The following is a 22924-nucleotide window of genomic DNA, read 5'->3' on the forward strand; positions in this document are numbered from 1 at the left end:
ATTATGATGTTTACGTTAAAAAATGTCTCTTATGCGATCAAAACTCGTAAGGGCGATCGTACATTGGTCAATGTGCCTGAGTTACAGATTCCAAAGCATCAATTCACAGCTTTGATCGGGCCAAATGGCGCAGGTAAAACAACACTATTGAATATGCTGTCAGGCGATGAACAACCAACAACAGGTGAGATTCGCTTAGATGGTTATGTTTTGCAGGATTATACGATCGCGGAACTGGCTCAAAAGCGTTGTGTTCTACCACAATTGCAACATATTCCATTCGCCATTAATGTGATGGCTATTTTATCAATGGGTTTAATGCCACATGGCGTGAGTTATCGTCATGAAGGTGCACGAGCTGTCATAATGGAAGTTGCAGAGCAATTGCAGTTAACACATTTGTTAGATCGAACTTATCAGGTTTTGTCAGGTGGTGAACAGCATCGTACGCAAATTGGCAGAGTTTTAGTTCAGGTATTGTTTGAGTTGACGATCAGTCAAGAAGATCGCTTATTGCTATTGGACGAGCCTTTTAATCATCTGGATTTGTATCATCAAAAGCATTTGCTGAAATACTTTAAAACATTGCAAGAAAAGGGCATTACGATCGTTTGTGTGATGCATGATCTGAATCAGGCGCTCCATGCCGCGGATCAATGTGTTGTTTTGAAGCAAGGTGAATTGCACGGCGTTTATGATTCACAATCATTGAAAGATGGCCGAATTCTTGGCGAGGTCTTTAATATTCCATTTGTGGAGCTAACCAATCACGATCATCCAAATGCACATTCGCTGTCGATATTTGGTTATGAGTAACTGAAAATGCCCATTTTGAATGGGCATTTAATTTGTTACAGATTATTTAATTCTTACTTCAAAATTTTGAATAGTTTTATCATCATTTTGAGCATGCCTTACATTACTCGGTAAAAGACGATTATCTATTGGTAATGGGGTTGATAATATTCCTGTTTCAACATCAAAAGAATAAGGTTCTTTTGTTACTATATTTTTTGCTAAATCCTTTTGAGATTCTAAAAATACAGGGATGTTGTCTATAGAAATTTTATTTTTGAAAATAAGGTATTTTAGATAAACCAATTGATGATAATTTTGAGGTTCCATTACTCTTGCCCAATAGATATATAGCCAAGAAGGTTTCTTGTTATCAGTAATTTCTGCCCAGTGCTTTGGATCAACTTTGTTAGACAGTAGTTCAGATATTTTATCATCAGTGAGTAAAACATTGTCATCATTAGCTTGTGTCAGAATTTGGAATGCTCGATAGAAATCGTTATAGAAAGGGATAGAAGAATATTTTGTATTTAAATAAGTAATAGCATCTTTTTCTGTGAAATTCATTCGTTTAAAGTAGTTTTGATACCATTGTTCTATAGCCTTTTCTGAATCATTATAAGATTGACGTAATTTTTCAGTATTGGCTTTATCTTGAGGTGTTGAGATATTATTAATGGAATCTGTCATGCGTGTATTGACGTTATCATCGTGCAATGTCATCAATGTGAATAATTCTTCTGCTTCTGACCAATTGGGTGTTGCTTCTTGTAATAATATTTCACTAAGATTTTTTAAAGAGGGTGGTAAGTCGTATTTAGAAACATATCGCTCTAAGTAGGTGGCAATAATTAGATCGTGCTCTTTAGAAAGGTCTAAATTCGTTGGTGCATTATATATTTTAATGAATGGATAAGAAACGGATTTATAGCTATATGAAATGTCCCACAGCACAGTTTGAAAAGCTTTTTGGCTAAGAGAGTTTGGATAAGGCGAAATGACTTTTCTGAATTGTGGATTATCTAAATAGTTTTGTAATAACCCTGAATCTAAAAGTGCATTTGTGGTTTGATCTAAAAATTGAGTGGCGTTTACCATTATCATGGCGTCGATCAAAGTCGGTTGTGATTTTTCTTTATAGAATAGATCAACCCATTGTCTTGCTAGCCATAACTTATGAATCCCTGACTCTACATTATTTTCTGTAATATCTAGGATAGCATCAGCAAGATTGAGTTGGTAAATATTTAAGTAGGGTTGATAAGTAGGTAATGCCAAGCCTATATCTGAAAAGGTTTGTCCATCTATAATGATGAAATCATAGTGATCAGCGCTTGAAACTATGTGCCTAAATCGTTTTAGTATGACTTGGTTGTCCTTAATCACTTGTTGAATGTATTCCTTTCTTTTTTGCATTTCATTAATACAATTAGTATTACGATATTGCTGACATAGAAAGTAATCTTGTGCTCGTGAAAATTGTTCATTGAGATAAGGTGTTTGCTGAAATTTCAAGAATTTTTCTGTCGTTAGATTATCTAAATGTAATGTATCTTTGGCTGGTTTATACATTGCAAGCTGGTTTATTTCGGCACCTGAATCCATTTCATCTTTAATTTTGAGAGCTAATTGTAAAAGATCTTGTGGATAATTCATTAAGATTGCGCCATTCTTCACTCTTTGTTGAATAATCGGGTCATTATGAATTAGGATTTCTTCATAAGCCGTTTGCCAATTATCTTTTGGATATGTTAAACCCATTAATGCAATATAAGCATTGCCTTTGAAGCGAGTTTGATCTAATGGTTTAAGTTCCATGAACTTTTGTAGTTCAGGTAATAGATCATTGTTTTGTGAGTATGCTATCGGGCTAATTAAGCTTAGAGTAATAAGCAAAATACCTAATTTTTTCATTTGTTATAAACCTTATACTTAATGATTATTTTATTCATATTATCATTCGCTAATTATGCTTGGATATCAAGTGATTCCATTTGTGTAAAAACTTGCTAAAAATCAAGGAATTCCAATCTGTGAATTTCGGGCAGAAAATACCTTTTTGTGATATAATTTTTCGGTTATACGGTTAATTATTATACAAAGGATATTCAATGAGTGAGTTTGCCAAAGAGATAGTTTCGGTCAACTTAGAAGAAGAGATGAAGAAATCCTATCTCGACTATGCAATGAGCGTGATCATTGGTCGTGCTTTGCCAGATGTTCGGGATGGATTGAAGCCTGTCCATCGTCGAATTTTGCATTCGATGAACCAAGCTCATGTCGATTGGAATAAGCCTTATAAAAAATCTGCACGTATCGTGGGTGATGTGATGGGTAAATACCATCCGCATGGTGATAGCGCGATTTATGATTCAATCGTTCGTATGGCACAGCCATTCTCAATGCGTTACATGTTGGTGGATGGTCAAGGTAACTTCGGCTCTGTGGATGGTGACTCACCCGCTGCAATGCGTTATACCGAAGTTAGAATGAGCAAAATTGCACATACTTTATTACAAGACATTGAAAAAGATACAGTTGAATTCATTCCAAACTATGATGGTTCTGAAATCGAGCCTTCTGTATTGCCAACGCAAATTCCAAATTTATTGGTGAATGGTTCATCAGGGATTGCTGTTGGTATGGCGACAAATATTCCTCCACACAACTTGACTGAAACAATTAATGCTTGTGTTGCGTTGATCAATGATCCTGAAATCACAATTGATGGATTGATGGAGCACATTCCTGCACCAGATTTTCCAACAGCTGCGATCATTAATGGTACACGCGGAATCCGTGAAGCGTATCACACAGGCCGTGGCCGTGTTGTGATTCGTGCACGTTGTGAAATCGAAATCGATGAGAAACGTAATCGTGAAGTTATCGTGGTTTCAGAGTTGCCTTATCAAGTGAACAAAGCTCGCTTGATTGAGAAAATTGTTGAATTACACCGCGATAAAATTGTTGAAGGTATTGCGCCAGATGGCTTGCGTGATGAATCCGATAAAGACGGTATGCGCATCGTCATCGAATTGAAACGCGGTGAATCTGGGATGGTTGTATTGAACCAACTCTACAAGCACACTTCATTGCAAAGTAGCTTCAGTATCAACATGGTTGCGATCGACCAAGGTCAGCCAAAATTGTTGAACTTGAAGCAAGTATTAGAAGCATTCGTGGCGCATCGTCGCGAAGTGATTACACGCCGTACAATTTTTGATTTGCGTAAAGCTCGTGAACGCGCACATTTGTTAGAAGGTTTAACGGTTGCGTTGGCGAACATCGATGAAATGATCGAACTGATTCGTTCCTCACCAGATGGCGCAACTGCGAAAACTAAAATGCTTGCGAAGATTTGGGCAGCAGGTGATGTTGTACCAATGTTAGAGCGCGCTGCACACTTGAATGAAAATGCAAAAATGAGCGAGTTAGAAGGCTTTGGCTTATTGGCTGAAGGCTATCGCTTAACAGAAACACAAGCGCAAGCGATCTTGGATATGCGTTTACAGCGTTTAACAGGTTTAGAGCAAGATAAGATTCACGGTGAATACGAAGGCTTATTAGAAGCAATTGCAGCATTCATTGAAATTTTAGTGAATCCTGATCGTTTACGTGAAGTTGTATTAGAAGAGTTAGAAAAAGTACGTTCTGATTATCATGATGAGCGTCGTACTGAAATTTGCCAAGCTGCAGAAGATATTAATATCTTAGATTTAATTGCAGATGAGCAAGTTGTGGTGACATTATCTCGTCGTGGTTATGTGAAATATCAGCAGCTTGGTGAGTATCAAGCGCAAAAACGTGGTGGCCGTGGTAAATCCGCAGCTAAAGTTAAAGATGAAGATTACGTTGTGAATATGATGACGACAAGCACGCATTCACAGTTGATGTGCTTCTCTTCAATTGGTCGCGTTTATTGGTTGCATACATATGAGTTACCAGAAGCAGGTCGTGGTTCAACAGGTCGCCCAATCGTGAATATGTTGCCATTGTCAGAAGGAGAATATATTAGCTCTATTATGCCAGTGGAAGAATATGTTGCTGATAAATATATCGTGATGGCAACGAAACTTGGTGTAATCAAGAAGACAACATTGGATAAATTCGCAAGCCAGCGTTCAACAGGCGTGATTGCAATCACATTGGATGAAGGTGATGAATTGATTGGTACAACGATTACTGATGGCACAAAAGACATTATGCTCTTTACATCAGATGGTAAAGTGAATCGCTTTAGCGAGGAAGATGTTCGTGATACTGGTCGTGGCGCGCGCGGTGTTAAATCTATGAATTTAACAGATGAGCAAACAATTCTATCTATGATCATTCCTAATGATGATAGCGTTGTTTTGATCGCCACAGAAAATGGCTATGGTAAACGTACTCGCACAGAAGAGTTCACACGTCATCGTCGTGGTGGTAAAGGCATGATTGGTATTCAAACTTCTGAGCGTAATGGTAATGTCATCAGTGCATGCTTGGTGAAAGAGGAAGAAGAGGTTATTCTAATTTCAAGTAATGGCGTTCTTGTTCGTACACGCGTTTCAGAAATCTCTATTTTAGGTCGTAATACTCAAGGCGTTCGTCTAATCCGTTTGGATGAGTCGGATAAATTGGTGGGCTTAACTGCGGTTGAGGCAGAAGAGATTGACGATGTCGAAGAGGAAAATGCAGAGAGTTTAGAAGAGCCGATTTCTGAAGATCAAACAGTAGAATAATTATTATACTAAAACTCAGGATAAGGCAGGCATAACCTGCCTTATCTTTTTTATCAAAGGAGAAAATAGCATGTTTGAATTTGTAAAAATTATCTTTGTTGTTTTTTTTATGTTGTTGCCATTGGCTAATCCATTAGTATCAGTAACTTTGATGATGAGTTTAGGTTCTCGTCTGCCCGATGAGGAGAAAAACAAGCAAGCAAAGCAGGCGGCGAAATATTCACTGGCAGTGATGTTGATTAGTTTTTATTGCGGTCATTTGGTGATGAAGGTTTTTGGGATCTCAATTCCTGGGCTTCGTATAGCGGGCGGTTTGATTGTCATGGTGATTGGCTTTCAAATGTTGTTTCCTGCACAAAGCTCATCGACTTCTCCTGAATTAGAAAGCAAAAAAGATGAGTTGAAAGGCAAAGGCACAAGTTCTTCGAGTTTAGCGTTTATCCCTTTAACAATGCCAGGATTTGCAGGCCCAGGAACCATCGCCATGGTGATCAGTATTGCATCGACATTGCCAAGTTTTGGTGCGCCAATGTGGGTAATGTTAAGTGCACCCATAATCTCATTTATTGGACTATGCTTATTCTTATGGTTCTGTTTAAAAAGTTCAGCAAAGATTGTGGCGAAAATTGGTCAAAGTGGTATAGATGCAATTTCTCGAGTCATGGGTTTCTTGTTGGTTTGTATGGGCGTACAGTTTTGCATTAATGGTGTGCTCGAAATATTACATCAAGCACCATTGGCGAAATAATTTTATTGTTATAAGGAATTTGGATGAAGAAACTTTTTGTGGGTGCTGAGTTTAAAGCACTCATCATGTTGGCGTTCCCTATTTTATGTACTCAGTTGTTACAAGTGGGCATGGGCACAACAGATATTGCAATCACAGGGCATTTTGATGCACTCGTACAATCAGGTGTTGCGATGGGGGTTTTTGTATGGAACCCAATTTTATTGTTTGCTAGCGGAACATTGATGGCGGTAACAATTTTAACGGCGCATCAGTTCGGGGCAAACCGTGTGAAACGTATACCGATTATTTTTCATGGCGGTGCTTCTGTCGCTATGGTTTTTGCTGCGATTGCAATTTCGATTATGTGGCAATCAGAACATATTTTGCGTTTCTTTGAAGTGCAAGAAGATGTGATTCCTCTATCTGTGGATTATTTACGTGCATTGTCTATGGGTGTGCCTGCTATTTTCTTATTCAATACATTGCGTTGTGTGTGTGAAGGTGTTGCGCGTCCAGTTCCTGTAACGATTGTGACATTCATCGGTTTTGTTGTGAATGGTGTGATGAACTATCTTTTGGTTTATGGTTATGAGCCTATAGGTTTGGATAGTTATGGTGTTATCGGCTCGGGCTTAGGTACAGCAATTGCGATGTGGAGTATGCTATTGAGTATGCTGATGTTTTATCGCGTTGAACCACGGTTGAAGAAGTTGAATCTATTCAGCTACCGAGCCCGCGTTTTTAAACAAGTGAAAGCATTGTTACAAATTGGCGTGCCAAATGGTGCATCTATTTTTGCTGAAATCGCAATGTTCTCTGTCTCTGGTTTAATCTTGGGGCGCTTTGGTGAAATTGTGATCAATAGTCACCAAATTGCATTGAATATTACAAGTTTGACGTTCATGGTGCCGCTCAGTACTTCGTTTGCCTTAATTGCATTGATTGGCCAAAGAATTGGTCGAAAAGATTATGAAGGTGCGATTAGAATTGCAAAAATGGGGCGTTTGACTTGTTTTGGTATTATGATTTGCACAGGTATTTATCTATTTGCATTGAAATCATATTTACCAATGGTGTTTACGAATGATCCTGAAATTCTGAGCTTAACGACACATTTGTTGTTGTTCTCTATTATTTTCCAATTGCCAGATGGTTTACAGATTGCAGCAGCAGGTTGTTTGCGTGGTATGAAAGATACAAAAGCACCGATGGTGATTGGGATTACGTCTTATTGGTTAGTTGCATTGCCAATTGGTTATCATTTAGCTGTAACGAAAGATATGCAAGCAGAAGGTGTGTGGATTGGATTGATTGTGGGCTTAACATGTTCTGCAATTTTGTCGAATTTACGCTTGCAATGGCAGTTTAAGCGAATGAGGCAGATGTATGGTTTGACATAAGTCAATGACAACTTTGATTTCTATGTTATGTCCGAAACATTTCGCTACATTAGCACTGTTCGCTGTATAAAAAATGCTCTAATGCTATACAGCTCCAAATCTTAGGACTATTTTAGTCGGCCTATAGGTTTCTAAATTAGCTCAATCACATATTTTATAGGATTGTTAAGTATTATGAAGAACGCTTCAACACCTTTGTATGACATTCATGCCATCAAGGATATCGAGAAACGCGCACTAGAAGTGCTCAATATTGCATCTATCACACTCATGCAGCGTGCTGCGCTTTTTGTGCTAGGTTACTTATATAAGTCTTATCCAGATGTTAAAAAAATTGCAGTGATTGTTGGCGCTGGCCGTAATGGTGGTGATGGTTATTTCTTTGCTCAGCAAGCATTGAGTGCAGGATTTGAAGTTAAAATATTTTATTTAGCAGACCCCAATAACTTGGTGGACGATGTTCGTAAGGCTTATTTAGCGGCGAAAGGCATGGGCGTACCTTGCGAATCTTTCTCTTCCAGTTGTTTAGATGATGCAGATTTAATCATCGATGCAATGATGGGAACAGGTGTTAACCGCGCATTATCTGGCGAATGGTTGGGTGCTGCGATGTTAATTAATCGTAGCGGAAAACCTGTGATTTCATTGGATGTGCCATCAGGCTTAAATGCAAATACTGGCGCCATTTTGAGTGAAGCAGTAAAAGCAACAGAAACCATTACATTCATTGCACAGAAGCCTGGCTTATATACAGGTAAAGGCCCTGAATATGTGGGTAAAGTCATTTGTTCTGATTTAGGTATTCCAGAAGAGTGTTTTGAATCCATTCATGCGGCATCATGTTGTTTTAATCTACCAACGATGGCAGAGTGGTTTCCTGATCGTAAGAAGTTTAATCATAAAGGTAATTTTGGTCATATTCTCGTCGTGGGCGGAAATATGGGGATGGCAGGTGCAGCTTTATTGGCAGGTCATGCTGCACTACGCATTGGTGCTGGTAGAGTTTCTATTGCAACGCATCCTCATCATGCGACAGCGGTTATTCCTTATCATCCTGAATTGATGGTGCGAGGCGTGTATGGCGCAGAAGATTTAGCGCCATTATTAGAAGTTGCAACTTGTATCGTTTTAGGCTGTGGTTTAGGGACAGATGCATGGTCCATTGAATTGATGAATGCGGTATTGGCATCGGGCAAACCAATCGTCATCGATGCAGATGGTTTGAATTTGATTGCTCAGGATAAGATTTCCAAAGAACTACTAGAAGAGAATAAAGATAATCATGTCATTACGCCGCATCCTGTCGAAGCAGCACGCTTATTGCATGGCACTGTGAATGATGTGGAAGCAGATCGTTTGGTTTCTGCTTATCAATTGTCAGAAAAATTTGGGATCACTGTGTTAAAAGGTGCAGGCTCTTTAGTGTGTGATTCAGACTTTTTAAGCATTAATACAACGGGCAACCCTGCAATGGCAAGCGCTGGGATGGGCGATGCATTAAGTGGAATTATTGCAGGATTAATTGTGCAAGGCGTTTCTTTGAGACGTGCAACACGTTTAGGTGTTTGGTTGCATGGTTTTTCTGGGGATTTATGTGCAGGACAAGGTTATCGCTCTGTGATTGCGACAGATGTGATCGAGTTCTTACCAAAAGCCATCGCCCAATTGAAGGATTAGAATGGACGCATTAACAATTGAATTATTCAGTGAAGCAGATACTGCTGCAGTTGCGGAAAAACTTGCAGTAGTGATCGCATCACAAAATTTACAAGCCTTTAAGTTATATTTATCTGGTGATTTAGGCGCTGGGAAAACAACATTTTCAAAATATTTTTTGAAAGCTTTAGGTGTTGAAGAAACCATTAAGAGTCCAACATATACGATTATTGAAAGCTATGTTGCGGGTGATTTAAATATTGATCACATTGATCTATATCGTATTGAAGAAGAAGATCTGTATGATTTAGGCTTTTTGGAAGATGATCATAAAGTATGGTTGATCGAATGGCCTGAAAAAGGTGGGGAATCCTTGCCTGAACCTGATTTATTATTAGTTTTAGAAAGAGCAGAAAGCTTATCAATGCAACTGTTGCCCAAATCAAAGATTGGGCAACAAGTTATATCTATGTTAGATGTCTGATGCGAATTTAGTTGTATTGCGATCTAATGGAATCACAGCACTGCCTTCTGCTAAGAAGGCGCGTGTTTTTGCATCATAGAAATTGTAACGAATCGAAATATCTTCCGCATTGACAGTATAAGCACCCATTACGATAACATCTGCGTTAAATGTCGCAGCAGCTCTTGATGCTTCCGCAGTTGGTACAACCATTTTATTTTGTACCGCAATCATATCGCGTTTGTAGCGAATGTATTTAGCGCGCGCTGTCTTACCAATGGCATCTGTTAAGCCCATGCCAACGATGCGACCAGCTTTTTCGCTTTTATTGATGTCTTTAGCATTGACTAATGCACCGACTAAGAACACATCATTTTCAAAAATATTATTTTGCTTTTTAAATAATAAAGGATATTTTTGCTTAACTTCTACAATAGATTTTCTTAAGGTTTCTTGCATTTTATAAGAAGAATTCTGGTTGAAATCAGCAACTTCTCTGTCTAAAGAGTTGCGTTCTACGGCAGAAACTTCCCATGCATTATATTTTTCATAATCGTATTTTGGTTGTTCAGCGATGGGTTGATTATAAGGAACACCGTAAACAGGGGCGCCATCTACAGCAGGCCAAATACAACCAGACAATACGATTAAGCTTGCCATACTCAAAGGGATTATTTTTTTCATAATTATCCTGTCTCTATATATCTATGGTGATTTAAATTGTAATTCAGAAAATTATATCATGGAAAAACAATCAATCATTTGAATTTAATCGTCAATTCATATAACTCGTAATATTTGTGATAAATATCAGGCCCTGAGAGTTCGTCTAGATGACTTGAGCCGTGCTAGAATAAGAGCAATTGTCTAAAATTATGTTGAGGGTTGTATGAAAGAACAGATCATGAATGCTTTAAATGATGTCAAAGTTATCTTTGATAATAAGAAGCTTGGCGATTTACTGCGCATTACATCTGTAGATTGGTTAGAAAAAGATCAAACTTATGTTGTAGTGATTACTCTCAATTTTGAAAGCAAAACTTACAATGATGCTTTACTCAAGGCATGCGGTGAAGCAATTCAGCCGCTTTTGAAAGCAGGCGAAAGTGTTCGTTTTGAGATTAAAGCGAAAAACGTTGCGCATAAAGTTCAAAATGGTTTGAAACCATTAAAAAATATTAAAAATATAATTGCAGTGGGTTCGGGCAAAGGTGGCGTTGGTAAATCAACAACGTCTATCAATATTGCGAATGCTCTGAAAAATGAAGGTTTCTCCGTGGGTATTCTAGATGCGGATATTTATGGTCCAAGTATGCCAAAAATGTTGGGCACGAAAGATAAACCCGTATCGAAAGATAATAAGAGCATGGAGCCGATTGAAATCGATGGTATGCAAGCAATGTCCATTGGTTTCTTAGTGGATGAAAAAGATGCAATGATTTGGCGCGCACCAATGGCTGTGGGTGCTTTAACACAATTATTGAATGATACAAATTGGCGCGACATTGATTATTTAATCATTGATATGCCGCCAGGAACAGGTGACATTCAATTAACATTGTCACAAAAAATTCCAGTGGCTGGCAGTGTGATTGTGACAACGCCACAAGATATTGCATTGATTGATGCACGTAAAGGCATTGATATGTTTGAAAAAGTGGATGTGCCAATTTTGGGTGTTGTAGAAAATATGAGCACACATGTTTGTTCTAACTGCGGTCATGAAGAGGCAATTTTTGGCGTAGATGGCGGTAAATTGTTAGCGCAAGATAGCCATGTACCATTATTAGGTCAATTACCATTAGATATTCGTGTGCGTAAAGCATTGGATAATGGTGAAGTTCAAACGCTAAATGATTCGGATATTGCTTTGCGTTATCAAGAGATTGCACTTAAAATGGTTTCACATTTGTCACAGAGACCAAAAGATGTGGCAGGCAAATTCCCTAAAATTGTTGTAGAGAACAGCTAAATTATGAGCATTAAATCTGATCGTTGGATCCGTGAGCAAGCCGAAAAGTACGGCATGATTGAACCTTTTGCGCCAAACCAAGTGCGTTATGATGACAATGACAATCGCATCATCAGCTATGGTACTTCAAGCTATGGTTATGATGTTCGTTGTAGCAATGAGTTCAAAGTATTCACAAACATTAATTCCACAATCGTTGATCCTAAAAACTTTGAAGATGGCACATTTGTGGATGTGGTTTCGGATGTTTGTATCATTCCACCGAACTCATTTGCGTTGGCTAGAACAGTTGAATATTTCCGCATTCCACGTAGCGTATTGACGGTTTGCTTAGGCAAGTCCACTTACGCGCGTTGTGGGATTATTGTAAATGTAACGCCATTGGAGCCTGAATGGGAAGGGCATGTAACATTAGAGTTCTCTAATACGACACCATTACCTGCAAAAATCTATGCGGGCGAAGGCGTGGCACAAATGCTCTTTTTTGAATCTGATGAAATTTGTGAAACATCCTATAAAGATCGTGGTGGTAAATACCAAGGTCAAACGGGTGTAACACTACCAAGAACGTAATAGAAGGATAGTAATGTCTGACATTAGAATTAAAACACCAGAACAAATCGAAGGTATTCGTAAAGCATGTCGTTTAGCGGCTGATGTTTTGGATATGATCGGTGAGCACGTTAAAGTTGGCATCACAACTGAAGAATTAGACAACATCATGAATCAGTTTATTGTGGATCATGGTGCTGTTTCTGCGTGTTATGGTTATGGTGATCCAGGTTTTCCTAAATATACATGTATTTCATTGAATCACGTTGTTTGTCATGGGATTCCTAACGATAAAGCACTAAAAAAAGGTGACATTTTAAACATTGATGTCACAGTGATTTTAGATGGTTATTATGGTGATAACAGTCGTATGTATACAGCAGGTGAGCCTTCTGTATTAGCGAAGCGTTTAATTGATACAACATACGAATGTATGATGAAAGGGATCGAGGTTGTGAAACCTGGTGCATCATTCCGTGAAATTGGTCAAGTGATTCAAAAACATGCGCATGCTAACCATTTTTCTGTTGTAGAAGATTTTTGTGGTCATGGCGTTGGCATTGAGTTCCACGAAGCACCATTAGTATTGCATTATGATTCACCAAAAGTGACGGACATTATGCAGGAAGGTATGATTTTTACTATTGAGCCAATGTTGAATGTTGGTAAGCATACTTGTAAGGTTTTAGGGGATCATTGGACAGTTGTGACAAGAGATCGCTCATTGTCAGCACAATGGGAGCACCAAATTCTTGTGACAGCAACGGGATATGAAATTTTAACATTACCAAGACAATAATATTATGACGGATCATTCACTCTCTTTTTGTATTTCAGGCGCAGGTCCAATTGGATTAGCGTTGGCATTAGGATTAGGGCAATCGAATCATCAAGTAACGCTTTTGGATCAAAAAAGTAGTATTGATCGAGCGATTTTGGTGGATGATCGTCGTATGTTGGCGTTATCGCATCGAACGGTTGAGTTTTTCAAACGTTTGGGTGTTTGGAATGCAATGAGTGAACATGCAACAGCGATTGATGCTGTTCATGTTTCACAGAAGCACTGTAAAGTCGAAGTGTTGATGCAAGCTAAAAAGCAGGACATTGACCATTTCGGCTTTTTAGTGCCTCAAGGTCAAGTGATTTTGGCATTGTATGAGCAGTTACAAACGCAAAACAACGTGACTTTATCTTTAGGCAGTAAAATTATACCAACTCACAGTTTAAATTGTGGTGAAGTTACTTTCCAACAAAATGGCGAAATCATTACACAACAATTTGATTGGCTGATTGCTGCTGAAGGTGTTAATTCTGTACTGCGCAATAATTTTGGCGTTGAAACTTTTTCGCGTGATTATGATCAAGTGGCTGTCATTGCGCGTGCAGCCTTTGAAAAACCTCATCGTAACACAGCTTATGAACGCTTTACAGAATCAGGGCCTTTAGCTTTGTTACCTGTGAATGATTGTGAAATGGCCGTTGTTTTGATTGCAGATAGCCGTGAAACAGCCAAATGGCAAAAAGCTTCAGATTTAACTTATGCTGCTGAAATCATTGCGCGCATTGGCGCAAGATTGGGGAATATTACGGAAGTGAGTGATCGTCAAATCTGGCCATTAACACTGATGATTCCCAAAAAAGTGGTGGCAGGTAAATTATTGTTGGCAGGTAATAGCGCTCATGGTTTGCATCCGATTGCAGGACAAGGATTAAATTTGGGGATTCGTGATTGCGAAGCGATCATTGAGCTTTTTAATCATCATCACTATCCAACAGAATCAGTATTAGCCGAGTTCAATGAAGTGCGCCGCAAAGATATTATTAAAACTGTCGGCGCGACAGACTTTCTCGTCAATGCATTTGGTGTGAAAGGAACAATGGCACAAACAGCTCGTTCCTTAGGGTTGTTGGGCGTTAAAACTTTGCCGTTTATGAAAAAGAAAATAGCAACGATCGGCATGGGTTATTAGGAGATTAAATATGCAGAAATTTGATGTCATCATTAATGGCGCAGGTTTAGTAGGTTCAAGCATTGGTTTAGCGTTGGCTGAATCAGGGTTGAAGATATTAATCGTTGAGTTTGCACCCATTGAAAAATTGTATCCTAAAGATGATTATGGCTTACGAGTTTCTGCATTCACGCCTTCTAGTCGCAAATGGTTGGAGCATGTTGGTGTTTGGGATCAGTTATTACACAGCGGTAGAATGACACCATTTTTGCATATGTATGTCTGGGATGGCGCTGGTGATGGCGCATTACAATTTGATGCAGATGGCACAGGATCAGATGCACTAGGCTGGATTCTAGATAACGAAGCAACGCAAGGCGCATTGTTGGATCGCGTTAAGGTTGCGCCGAATATTACACTATTAGATCAGCGTAAATTGGTGAGTTTTGAAAATCTAGCAGGCAGTGTAGTTGTTCAAACGGATGATGGTGAAAAGTACGAAGCTGAATTGGTTGTGGGTGCAGATGGCGGTCGTTCATTGATTCGTGATTGGGCGAATATTCCGTGTACAGGTTGGAGCTACGGGCAAAAAACAATTGTTGGACAAGTCAAACCTGAACGCGGACATGATAATACTTGTTGGCAAAAATTCACAACCAATGGTCCTGTGGCTTTATTGCCGTTGAATGATGGCCGCTGTTCATTGGCTTGGCATACAACGCACCAAGAAGCAGATGAATTATTGGCTTTGGATCGAGAAGCGTTTAGCCAGCGTTTAACTGATGCATTTGGTGGAAGATTTGGTCGCATTGATGCAGATTGGAGTTTGGGAGCATTTCCTTTGCGACTCAATCATGCTCGTAATTATTATCGTGACCATTTTGTTTTGGCAGGAGATGCTGCACATAATATTCATCCTTTAGCAGGATTGGGTGTTAATATTGGATTTTTGGATGCCGCAACATTGGTAGAAGAGTTATTGAAAGCTCGAGAACAAGGTTTGAATTTGTCAGATGATGCGGTATTGAAACAGTACGAAAAACGTCGTAAAAAGCATAATATGCTAGTTATGGGCGCTATGGATGTGTTTAAGCGAAGCGGTGGATCTGACCACTTTGTGATGAATAAATTGCGTAACATTGGGTTAACAGTGGCGGATAAGATTCCATTGGGTAAAAGAGAATTGGCAAAATTTGCCATGGGCTACTATGGGGATGTTCCAAAATTTGTTAAACCTTGATATGAATAGGGCCATGAAGAATGATTGAAGAAAAGTTCAAAACATTAGAATCAAATATTTTCAAATTATTGGAAGAAAATAAGAGTTTAAAAGTTGAATTATCGCTTTTAAAAGAGAGTTTGAGTCAATGTATGACAGAATCTAGTCATACAATTGAAACACTTAAAGCTGAATCAGCTCAGAAAATTGAGTCATTGCAAACAGAATCTGCACAAGCATTAGCAACATTGCAGGCTGCATCATCTCAAGCGTTGGAAACGCTGCAAACAGAATCTGCCCAAACGGTGCAGAATCTACAAGATGAAAATGAATTGATTCAATCACGCAATGCAGAATTAACAATGCATTTGAAGAAGATTATGAGCCGTTTAGAATCTTTAGGTGTTCAATAAGGGGAAGGATGTATGGAACTCATTACAATTACTATTTTGGGCATTGATTATAAGATTAGTTGCCCCGCTGATAAAATCGACTCTTTGAAGCGTTCTGCTGTGTTGTTGGATTCTAAATTAACAACGATGCGCTCAAGTGGCAAAATGTCTATAGAACAAGCTGCAATTATGGTAGGTTTGAATTTGGCAGATGAATTATTGCAGTCTGAAACTTCATTAAAAAACTTGCGTTCACAGTGGGTTGGGCAAGTGGATTCATTGAATGACAAGTTAGATGAAGCATTGTCTCAAAAGGTTTGATCATGATCATTGATGCTCGAATTCTGACCAGCACATGTTTTGTTGCAGAATTGCCTTTATGTAATCTTTATTTACAGAATGAATCACGTTTTCCATGGTTAGTTTTAGTGCCACGTAGAGAAAATGCATCTGAATTAATTGATCTTTCTGAGGAAGATCAGCAGCAAGTGATGCGAGAGATTGCTATTGTCTCTAAGTTAATGAAGGCTAAATTTCATCCAGATAAATTGAATGTGGCCAATTTAGGAAATATTGTGAAGCAGTTGCACATTCATGTTGTTGCACGTTATGAAAAAGATGGTGCATGGCCAGGACCTATTTGGGGTAAATTTGATGCACCATTGATGTATGATGGGGAAGAATTAGAAGCAAAAGCTGCTGAGATTCGCGCAGAGTTAGTGAATTACGCAGTATGAGTTTAGTGAATAAGTTAAGTGCTTGGTTATGGGCAGAACCCAGTAACTTTTTTAAATTCTTATGTCGATTGATCTATCGTTTAATCGAAAGTGTTTCTAAAGAAGGGATTCGCACGCGTTCTCAAGCTTTGGCTTACACAACAATTTTATCGATTGTACCGTTTATGGCGGTAAGTTTTTCGATTTTGAAAAGTTTTGGGGTTTATCAAAACTTTATCCCAACATTGAATAAAATGTTTGAGTCAACAGGCATTCAAGATGAAACTATCATGAATACATTGATTGGTTTCGTGGACAATGTGCAAGTAGGTTTACTGGGAAGTATTGGTTTTGTAGTGCTTTTTTATACAGTGGTGAGTTTGGTCAGCACGGTTGAAGCTGCATTCAATGGTAACTGGAATGTGGAAAGAAACCGCAGTTTTTCTCAGCGAATTTCCTACTATTTGGTGATTGTTTTGTTAGGACCAGTGTTAATATTTTCATTAATTTCCATGATCTCTAGCGCTGTTATTTTCAAAGCATTTTCGATCCCTTTACCTAATTGGTTAACAGAATACGTCAGTGAAGGCATGACAGTTGTTGTGTTAACGCTCTTTTTATCAGCGCTTTACTTCTTTTTAACGAATGCAAAAGTTAAAATTGTGCCTGCATTGATTGGTGGTTTAGTTGCAGCGATCGCATGGCAATTTATGGGGAAAATGTTTGCAGATTTCATTGCGACATCCACTAAATATTCTGGCATTTACTCAGGTTTTGCGAGTGTAATTTTGTTCTTTATTTGGATGGATTTGACATGGTTAATTGTACTAATTGGTAATCGTTTAACCTGTTTGTTGCAATATCCACATCAATTATTGACGAATAAAATAGAGGGCGAATGCCATGTGCCTGCATCAATTACGGTAACAATTTCACCCAAAGATAAATATGGTGAAGAATGGATCGTAAGAAACATTCAAACGGATAAGGAGAAATAAGTTGGACAGTCAAGGTCCATTTTGGGAAAAACCATTAGCAAAGTTATCAGCAGAAGAGTGGGAAGCTTTGTGTGATGGATGTGGTTTATGTTGTTTAAATAAAATTGAAGACATGGATACAGGTCGAGTTTACACAACACGTGTTGCATGCGATTTACTTGATTTAGAAACTTGCCAATGTTCTAACTATATGAATCGTAAAAAATTCGTACCAGATTGCATTAAATTAACATATCGAATGGTGGCAACGATTGATTGGCTGCCAGAAACTTGTGCTTATGCACGTCGTTATCGTGATCAAGCATTGCCAGAGTGGCATTATTTATTAACAGGTGATCGTAGTACAGTGCGTGAATTTGTGGATGTCTCTAAGCATCAACTGATTCATGAGAAAGATACGAAAAAGCCATTGCACTACTATATGATTGATGGAGATTTTACGCGTGAGTCATGAATTAACGCATTTTAATCAAGCAGGCGAAGCGCACATGGTGAATGTTGCGGATAAAAGCGATACAAAGCGTATTGCAGTTGCGCATGGTTTTATTACCATGAATCAAATTGCTTTCGATGCTTTGCAAAATGGCGAAAGTAAAAAAGGTGATGTTTTAGGGATTGCGCGAATCGCGGCGATTCAAGCCACAAAACAGACATCTTTATTGATTCCATTGTGTCATCCTTTGCCGTTGACGCATGTTTCTGTTGAATTTGAATATCTAGAAAATCGTACTTTGGAAATGATTGTACAAACAGAAACTGTGGGTAAAACAGGCGTTGAAATGGAAGCAATCACTGGTGTTTCAGTTGGATTAATGACTGTGTATGATATGTTGAAAGCTGTCGATAAAGGAATGGTGATCAGCAATATCGAGCTTCTTGAGAAGATCGGTGGTAAGAGTGGTCATTATAAACGTACTGAAAAGTGAAGAAATTTTGACAAAAAATTCAGCAAAGATTAGAATAGCAATCTTTTTTGAGATTGTTAGCAGGGTATTTTAAGTGAAATACGCAGAGTTTCCCCTCAAGAAAACTGTCAATGAAGGACGAGTTTACGAAGATTCGCTCTCTGTAGAGCATTTTCCTCGGCTAAAAGAGGCAGTTCATTCTGTCGATTCGCCCATTCGTTTTCGGGTTCAAGGTGAAACGAATCCGTTAGGACAGAAAGAGGTTAAAGGTAATGTAGCAGTTGATTTATCTATGATATGTCAGCGATGCTTAGAGCCGTTTCAAATGAATTTTGATCTACCGATTCACTGGATCCCTGTCAAAGATGAGTCTGATCAAGAGTCAATTGGTGATGATGAGGCAATTCTATTGGTGGAAGGTGATGAAATTAATCTTTTAGAATTATTAGAAGATGAAATTTTATTAACGTTGCCATTAGTGCCAAAGCATGATCAAAATGATGATTGTGAAGGGAAGGATTATTTAGAAAAGCTCAAACCACAAGAGGAAAAGAAACAACCTTTTGCAGAGCTTGCTGAATTACTAAAAAAATAGTTTTTCTTTAGTAAATTTTAAGAGGAAATAAACATGGCTGTTCAGAAATCAAAAGTTACACGTTCAAAGCGTAATATGCGTCGTGCACACGACTTTTTAACAAGCGCACAATTAAGCACAGATGCGACAAGCGGTGAATTACATCGTCGTCACCACATCACTGCTAATGGCTTTTATCGTGGTCGCCAAGTATTGAACTTTGATAAAAACGTACCAACAGTAGAGTAATTTTACTCAAAAGTTGATAAAGTAAAACCTACGTGGATTATATTCGCGTGGGTTTTTTTATTAGAACAATTCTATTTGGATAATATGTCACTTAATCAGAAAATTACGATTGCAGTAGATGTAATGAGCGGTGATAAAGGCTCTGAAGAGCTTCTTCCCGCTGTCATCTCCGTTGCAATGAACAACGAAAAATTAACGTTGATCGCGGTTGGCCAAGAAGAGAAATTGAAAGCGCAATTGAGTGCGCATCCTCTTTATAAAGAAGGGCGAATTCAGATTCAAGATGCAACACAAGTTGTAGAAATGGATGAACAACCACAAAGCGCGTTGAAGAATAAAAAAGATTCTTCGATGCGTGTTGCCATTAATCTTGTGAAAACAGGTCAGGCATCTGCATGTGTTTCTGCGGGAAATACTGGTGCATTAATGGCGACAGCACGTTTTGTGTTGAAAACCATGCCAGGCATTGATCGACCTGCGATTTGTACAGTTCTACCATCGTTAAAATCTAAACATAAGCATGTTCATATGTTGGATTTAGGTGCAAATGTGGATGAAGAACCGAAGCACCTTCAACAATTCGCAATTATGGGATCACTGTTAGCATCTGCGATGGATAAGAATCCAGCGCCTAAGGTTGCATTGTTGAACATTGGTTCAGAAGCCATCAAAGGCAACAATTTAATCCGTGAATCTGCCAAGCTGTTGCAGCAGACGGATTTGAATTACATCGGATTTGTGGAAGGTGATGGCATCTTTTTTGATGATGTGGATGTTGTTGTCTGTGATGGTTTCTCAGGTAATGTTGCATTAAAAACATTGGAAGGTTCTTGTAAGTTAATTGCGGAATATTTAAAGCGCTCTTATAAGAAAAATTTCTTCACTAAAATGGCAGCATTGATCTCAAAACCTGTTTTAAATTCATTGAAAGCAGAAGTGGATCCAAGAAATTATAACGGTGCTAGTTTATTAGGTTTGCGTGGCATTGTTGTGAAATCTCATGGTAATGCTGATCGTATCTCTTTTGAAAATGCTATCAACATCGCGGTGAAGCTTGCAGAGCAAGATGTTGTTGGTCAAATCGAGAAGCAATTTTCAAAAGAAGATGGTATAACATCCGATTCGGAACAAAGTTAAGGGTTTAGGCATGTACTCTAAGATTATTGGCACAGGTCACTATTTGCCTGAAAATGTGGTCACGAATTATGATTTGGAAAAAAAGATCGAAACCAGTCATGATTGGATTGTTGAGCGCACAGGAATTCATCAGCGTTACATTGCCGCAGAGGGCGAAACAGCGACAAGCTTTGGCGTGAATGCTGCACGTTCTGCTTTAGAAAATGCAGGTATTGATGCTGAAGAACTAGATTTAATCATCGTTGCAACATCAACGCCTGATAAAGTCTATCCTTCAACGGCAACATTGATCCAAGCAGAATTAGGTAATCGTCGTGCACCGTCATTTGATGTAACGGCAGCATGTTCAGGCTTTATTTATGCTTTGAGCGTTGCAGATAACTTTATTAAAGCAGGATCAGCAAAAAAAGCATTGATCATTGGTACAGAAGTATATTCTCGATTATTGAATTGGGATGATCGCTCGACATGTGTTTTATTTGGTGATGGTGCCGCAGCAATTGTCTTGGAGGCAAGTGAAGAGGCAGGTGTTTTATCTACACATATCCATTCAGATGGTCGTCATGCAGATTTGTTGCAAGTCGATCGCCCTTATACGGACGATGTGGATGGTAATCCTTATGTTCAGATGAAAGGCAGTGAAGTATTTAAGCACGCAGTTTCTAAATTACATGAAATTGTTGCAGAAACATTAACCAGTAATAATATTGAAGCTGATCAAGTGGATTGGTTGATTCCTCACCAAGCAAACTTACGCATTATTAATGCGACAGCGAAAAAAATGGGGTTAGATTCTAGCAAGATCATCATCACCGTTGATCAACATGCCAATACATCCGCAGCAAGCATTCCATTAGCATTAGATGCAGCACGCCGTGATGGCCGTGTGAAAGAAGGTCAATTGGTGCTATTAGAAGCATTTGGTGGTGGTTTTACATGGGGCTCAGCCTTGATCAGAATGTAATATAGAGGTTTTTATGATTCAGAAAGATTTAGCATTTATTTTTCCAGGCCAAGGTTCGCAAACAGAAGGTATGTTGGCTGATGTTGTGAATGAACCAGTTGTAGCTGCGACATTACAAGAAGCAAATGATGCTTTGGGTTATGATCTACGCACAATCATTTTGGAAGGCTCAAAAGAAGAGTTGGGCAAAACTGTGATTACACAACCTGCAATTTTGACCGTGAGCATTGCTTTGTGGCGTTTGTGGTGTGAAAAAAGTGAGATTCGCCCAGCAGTTTTAGCAGGGCATAGCTTGGGTGAATATTCTGCCTTAGTCGCGGCAGGTGTTTTATCTTTTAAAGATGCGGTGCAATTAGTGTCAAAACGCGCGACTTACATGCAAGAAGCAGTACAACCTGGTGAAGGTGCGATGGCTGCAATTTTGGGCATGGAAGATGCAGCAGTGGTTGCATTGTGTGAGGAAGCAGCGGAAGGTGAAATTTTATCAGCTGTAAACTTTAATTCACCTGGCCAAGTTGTGATTGCAGGTACTGCAAAAGCGGTAGAAAGAGCAAGTGCAATGGCTAAAGATAAAGGTGCGCGTAAAGCAATGCCTTTGCCAGTTTCAGTGCCATCACATTGCATGTTGATGAAACCTGCTGCGGATCGTTTAGCTGTGGAAATGGAAGGCTTATCATTTGCTGTTCCAAGCATTGCCGTCATTCATAATGTAGATGTAAAAACACATGATGATGCTTTAGCGATCAAAGCAAGTTTAGTTGAGCAGTTATATCAACCTGTGCGTTGGACGGAAACAGTTGAATCTATGATGTCTAATGGCGTTACAAGATTGGTTGAATGTGGCCCAGGTAAAGTATTAACGGGCTTAACAAAGCGCATTAACAAAGAAGCAACATCTTTCAACATTGATGGTGAAACATCATTAAATGAGGTTGTAACAAATCTTGGATAAGATCAATATTCCACAAACTGCACTGGGTTTAACATCTGTTGCCTTTTTGTTAGCATTCTTTTTTGGTGGTAAAGACTTAATTTTTGCCACCCAAGTTTTGTTAGGCGCAACACTTGTTGCTGCTGTTCTTTGTGCAGTTTTTTGGCGCAAAACTAATTGGAAAACTTGGGGAATGCTTGGCAGCTTATTGATTTTCTCAGGTTTAACTGTGTATTTTGATAATGAGGCATTTATTAAATGGCGTCCAACAGTGATCAATGCAGTTTTATGTATTGGTTTGGCTGTGATGTATTATTCTAAAACTATGCCTTTCAAATACTTATTTGCTAAGCATTTAGAATTAGATTTGCCTGATTCAGTATGGTTGCGTCAAAATATTATTTGGATGGTTTATTTCTTCATCAGTGGATTGATCAATACAGCTTTGGTTGTATTGAATATCTCTAATGAAGGCTGGGTGATTTATAAAACAATCATTGGGCCAATTTTAGCCACATTATTTTCTGTCATTATGATTGCAAATTTATATCGTGAAAGTAAGCGTTATAGAGAGTTGGCAGAAAAGAACGAGCATTAAAGG

25 protein-coding genes are annotated in these 22924 nt (G+C 38.7%); 23 read left to right on the forward strand and 2 right to left on the reverse strand.

What is annotated here, in order from left to right; all coding sequences use genetic code 11:
• Positions 1-3: 3 nt before the first annotated feature.
• Positions 4-816: an ABC transporter ATP-binding protein gene (locus ACA100_RS03645; RefSeq protein WP_481078642.1), complete on the forward strand. Its 813-nt coding sequence runs from the start codon at positions 4-6 to the stop codon at positions 814-816.
• Between the two features lie 42 nt (positions 817-858).
• Here the strand turns inward: ACA100_RS03645 and ACA100_RS03650 are convergent, their stop codons facing one another.
• Positions 859-2709 (reverse strand): hypothetical protein, encoded by a 1851-nt coding sequence (locus ACA100_RS03650; RefSeq protein WP_481078643.1) that lies wholly within the window; start codon positions 2707-2709, stop codon positions 859-861.
• A gap of 197 nt (positions 2710-2906) precedes the next feature.
• Between ACA100_RS03650 and gyrA the strand changes: the two genes are divergently transcribed.
• The 5 genes from gyrA to tsaE all read left to right on the forward strand — a co-directional run bounded on the left by gyrA (position 2907) and on the right by tsaE (position 9786).
• A complete protein-coding gene (gene gyrA, locus ACA100_RS03655) occupies positions 2907-5516 on the forward strand; it encodes a DNA gyrase subunit A (protein ID WP_481078644.1) in 2610 nt (869 codons plus the stop codon).
• Between the two features lie 70 nt (positions 5517-5586).
• Positions 5587-6264: a MarC family NAAT transporter gene (locus ACA100_RS03660; protein WP_481078645.1), complete on the forward strand. Its 678-nt coding sequence runs from the start codon at positions 5587-5589 to the stop codon at positions 6262-6264.
• A 23-nt stretch (positions 6265-6287) separates the two neighbouring features.
• On the forward strand, positions 6288-7646 hold the full coding sequence (locus ACA100_RS03665) for an MATE family efflux transporter (protein WP_481078646.1): 1359 nt from the start codon (positions 6288-6290) through the stop codon (positions 7644-7646).
• A gap of 174 nt (positions 7647-7820) precedes the next feature.
• The gene (locus ACA100_RS03670) at positions 7821-9323 is read left to right on the forward strand and encodes an NAD(P)H-hydrate dehydratase (RefSeq protein ID WP_481078647.1); all 1503 of its coding nucleotides are present in this window, start codon (positions 7821-7823) and stop codon (positions 9321-9323) included.
• Between the two features lies 1 nt (position 9324).
• Entirely contained in the window at positions 9325-9786 is a 462-nt protein-coding gene (tsaE, locus tag ACA100_RS03675) for a tRNA (adenosine(37)-N6)-threonylcarbamoyltransferase complex ATPase subunit type 1 TsaE (protein ID WP_481078648.1), read from the forward strand.
• Here tsaE and ACA100_RS03680 read toward each other — a convergent pair.
• Positions 9775-10449 carry a hypothetical protein gene (locus tag ACA100_RS03680; protein WP_481078649.1) on the reverse strand — a complete coding sequence of 225 codons (675 nt, stop codon included), beginning with the start codon at positions 10447-10449 and terminating at the stop codon, positions 9775-9777. The two genes, tsaE and ACA100_RS03680, sit on opposite strands and share 12 nt — an antisense overlap.
• Positions 10450-10654: 205 nt before the next feature.
• On the opposite strand from ACA100_RS03680, the gene apbC reads away from it, so the two are divergent.
• The 17 genes from apbC (at position 10655) to ACA100_RS03765 (ending at position 22921) form a co-directional block, all read left to right on the forward strand.
• Positions 10655-11737 carry an iron-sulfur cluster carrier protein ApbC gene (gene apbC, locus ACA100_RS03685; protein ID WP_481078650.1) on the forward strand — a complete coding sequence of 361 codons (1083 nt, stop codon included), beginning with the start codon at positions 10655-10657 and terminating at the stop codon, positions 11735-11737.
• A gap of 3 nt (positions 11738-11740) precedes the next feature.
• On the forward strand, positions 11741-12310 hold the full coding sequence (gene dcd / locus ACA100_RS03690) for a dCTP deaminase (RefSeq protein ID WP_481078651.1): 570 nt from the start codon (positions 11741-11743) through the stop codon (positions 12308-12310).
• 13 nt (positions 12311-12323) lie between these two features.
• A complete protein-coding gene (gene map, locus ACA100_RS03695; RefSeq protein WP_481078652.1) occupies positions 12324-13088 on the forward strand; it encodes a type I methionyl aminopeptidase in 765 nt (254 codons plus the stop codon).
• A 4-nt stretch (positions 13089-13092) separates the two neighbouring features.
• Complete coding sequence (locus ACA100_RS03700; RefSeq protein ID WP_481078653.1) at positions 13093-14259, forward strand: FAD-dependent monooxygenase; 1167 nt, start codon at positions 13093-13095, stop codon at positions 14257-14259.
• A gap of 10 nt (positions 14260-14269) precedes the next feature.
• A complete protein-coding gene (locus ACA100_RS03705) occupies positions 14270-15478 on the forward strand; it encodes a UbiH/UbiF/VisC/COQ6 family ubiquinone biosynthesis hydroxylase (protein WP_481078654.1) in 1209 nt (402 codons plus the stop codon).
• Between the two features lie 20 nt (positions 15479-15498).
• Positions 15499-15870 (forward strand): hypothetical protein, encoded by a 372-nt coding sequence (locus ACA100_RS03710; protein WP_481078655.1) that lies wholly within the window; start codon positions 15499-15501, stop codon positions 15868-15870.
• 12 nt (positions 15871-15882) lie between these two features.
• The gene (locus ACA100_RS03715; protein WP_481078656.1) at positions 15883-16170 is read left to right on the forward strand and encodes a cell division protein ZapA; all 288 of its coding nucleotides are present in this window, start codon (positions 15883-15885) and stop codon (positions 16168-16170) included.
• 2 nt (positions 16171-16172) lie between these two features.
• Complete coding sequence (locus ACA100_RS03720) at positions 16173-16586, forward strand: HIT family protein (RefSeq protein WP_481078657.1); 414 nt, start codon at positions 16173-16175, stop codon at positions 16584-16586.
• The gene (locus tag ACA100_RS03725) at positions 16583-17563 is read left to right on the forward strand and encodes a YihY/virulence factor BrkB family protein (protein ID WP_481078658.1); all 981 of its coding nucleotides are present in this window, start codon (positions 16583-16585) and stop codon (positions 17561-17563) included. The genes ACA100_RS03720 and ACA100_RS03725 overlap by 4 nt, the downstream gene beginning before the upstream one ends.
• A gap of 1 nt (position 17564) precedes the next feature.
• On the forward strand, positions 17565-18017 hold the full coding sequence (locus ACA100_RS03730) for a YcgN family cysteine cluster protein (protein ID WP_481078659.1): 453 nt from the start codon (positions 17565-17567) through the stop codon (positions 18015-18017).
• Positions 17992-18489, forward strand: coding sequence for a cyclic pyranopterin monophosphate synthase MoaC (gene moaC / locus ACA100_RS03735; RefSeq protein WP_481078660.1), 498 nt, complete (start codon positions 17992-17994; stop codon positions 18487-18489). The genes ACA100_RS03730 and moaC overlap by 26 nt, the downstream gene beginning before the upstream one ends.
• Positions 18490-18562: 73 nt before the next feature.
• Positions 18563-19063: a YceD family protein gene (locus ACA100_RS03740; protein WP_481078661.1), complete on the forward strand. Its 501-nt coding sequence runs from the start codon at positions 18563-18565 to the stop codon at positions 19061-19063.
• 33 nt (positions 19064-19096) lie between these two features.
• The gene (gene rpmF / locus ACA100_RS03745; protein WP_008315565.1) at positions 19097-19291 is read left to right on the forward strand and encodes a 50S ribosomal protein L32; all 195 of its coding nucleotides are present in this window, start codon (positions 19097-19099) and stop codon (positions 19289-19291) included.
• Positions 19292-19375: 84 nt separating this feature from the next.
• Positions 19376-20428, forward strand: coding sequence for a phosphate acyltransferase PlsX (gene plsX / locus ACA100_RS03750; protein WP_481078662.1), 1053 nt, complete (start codon positions 19376-19378; stop codon positions 20426-20428).
• 10 nt (positions 20429-20438) lie between these two features.
• Complete coding sequence (locus tag ACA100_RS03755) at positions 20439-21392, forward strand: beta-ketoacyl-ACP synthase III (protein WP_481078663.1); 954 nt, start codon at positions 20439-20441, stop codon at positions 21390-21392.
• 13 nt (positions 21393-21405) lie between these two features.
• Positions 21406-22344, forward strand: a complete 939-nt coding sequence (gene fabD, locus ACA100_RS03760; RefSeq protein WP_481078664.1) for an ACP S-malonyltransferase — start codon at positions 21406-21408, stop codon at positions 22342-22344.
• A complete protein-coding gene (locus ACA100_RS03765; protein ID WP_481078665.1) occupies positions 22337-22921 on the forward strand; it encodes an inner membrane-spanning protein YciB in 585 nt (194 codons plus the stop codon). Before fabD ends, ACA100_RS03765 begins: the two co-directional genes overlap by 8 nt.
• Positions 22922-22924: the final 3 nt, after the last annotated feature.

This window comes from Wohlfahrtiimonas sp. XWW7, from assembly GCF_056716055.1.

Coding starts and splice junctions, on each gene's coding strand:
- ACA100_RS03645 (WP_481078642.1), top strand. CDS start 4: ATGATGTTTACGTTAAAAAATGTCTCTTATGCGATCAAAACTCGTAAG.
- ACA100_RS03650 (WP_481078643.1), bottom strand. CDS start 2,709: ATGAAAAAATTAGGTATTTTGCTTATTACTCTAAGCTTAATTAGCCCG.
- gyrA (WP_481078644.1), top strand. CDS start 2,907: ATGAGTGAGTTTGCCAAAGAGATAGTTTCGGTCAACTTAGAAGAAGAG.
- ACA100_RS03660 (WP_481078645.1), top strand. CDS start 5,587: ATGTTTGAATTTGTAAAAATTATCTTTGTTGTTTTTTTTATGTTGTTG.
- ACA100_RS03665 (WP_481078646.1), top strand. CDS start 6,288: ATGAAGAAACTTTTTGTGGGTGCTGAGTTTAAAGCACTCATCATGTTG.
- ACA100_RS03670 (WP_481078647.1), top strand. CDS start 7,821: ATGAAGAACGCTTCAACACCTTTGTATGACATTCATGCCATCAAGGAT.
- tsaE (WP_481078648.1), top strand. CDS start 9,325: ATGGACGCATTAACAATTGAATTATTCAGTGAAGCAGATACTGCTGCA.
- ACA100_RS03680 (WP_481078649.1), bottom strand. CDS start 10,449: ATGAAAAAAATAATCCCTTTGAGTATGGCAAGCTTAATCGTATTGTCT.
- apbC (WP_481078650.1), top strand. CDS start 10,655: ATGAAAGAACAGATCATGAATGCTTTAAATGATGTCAAAGTTATCTTT.
- dcd (WP_481078651.1), top strand. CDS start 11,741: ATGAGCATTAAATCTGATCGTTGGATCCGTGAGCAAGCCGAAAAGTAC.
- map (WP_481078652.1), top strand. CDS start 12,324: ATGTCTGACATTAGAATTAAAACACCAGAACAAATCGAAGGTATTCGT.
- ACA100_RS03700 (WP_481078653.1), top strand. CDS start 13,093: ATGACGGATCATTCACTCTCTTTTTGTATTTCAGGCGCAGGTCCAATT.
- ACA100_RS03705 (WP_481078654.1), top strand. CDS start 14,270: ATGCAGAAATTTGATGTCATCATTAATGGCGCAGGTTTAGTAGGTTCA.
- ACA100_RS03710 (WP_481078655.1), top strand. CDS start 15,499: ATGATTGAAGAAAAGTTCAAAACATTAGAATCAAATATTTTCAAATTA.
- ACA100_RS03715 (WP_481078656.1), top strand. CDS start 15,883: ATGGAACTCATTACAATTACTATTTTGGGCATTGATTATAAGATTAGT.
- ACA100_RS03720 (WP_481078657.1), top strand. CDS start 16,173: ATGATCATTGATGCTCGAATTCTGACCAGCACATGTTTTGTTGCAGAA.
- ACA100_RS03725 (WP_481078658.1), top strand. CDS start 16,583: ATGAGTTTAGTGAATAAGTTAAGTGCTTGGTTATGGGCAGAACCCAGT.
- moaC (WP_481078660.1), top strand. CDS start 17,992: ATGGAGATTTTACGCGTGAGTCATGAATTAACGCATTTTAATCAAGCA.
- rpmF (WP_008315565.1), top strand. CDS start 19,097: ATGGCTGTTCAGAAATCAAAAGTTACACGTTCAAAGCGTAATATGCGT.
- plsX (WP_481078662.1), top strand. CDS start 19,376: ATGTCACTTAATCAGAAAATTACGATTGCAGTAGATGTAATGAGCGGT.
- ACA100_RS03755 (WP_481078663.1), top strand. CDS start 20,439: ATGTACTCTAAGATTATTGGCACAGGTCACTATTTGCCTGAAAATGTG.
- fabD (WP_481078664.1), top strand. CDS start 21,406: ATGATTCAGAAAGATTTAGCATTTATTTTTCCAGGCCAAGGTTCGCAA.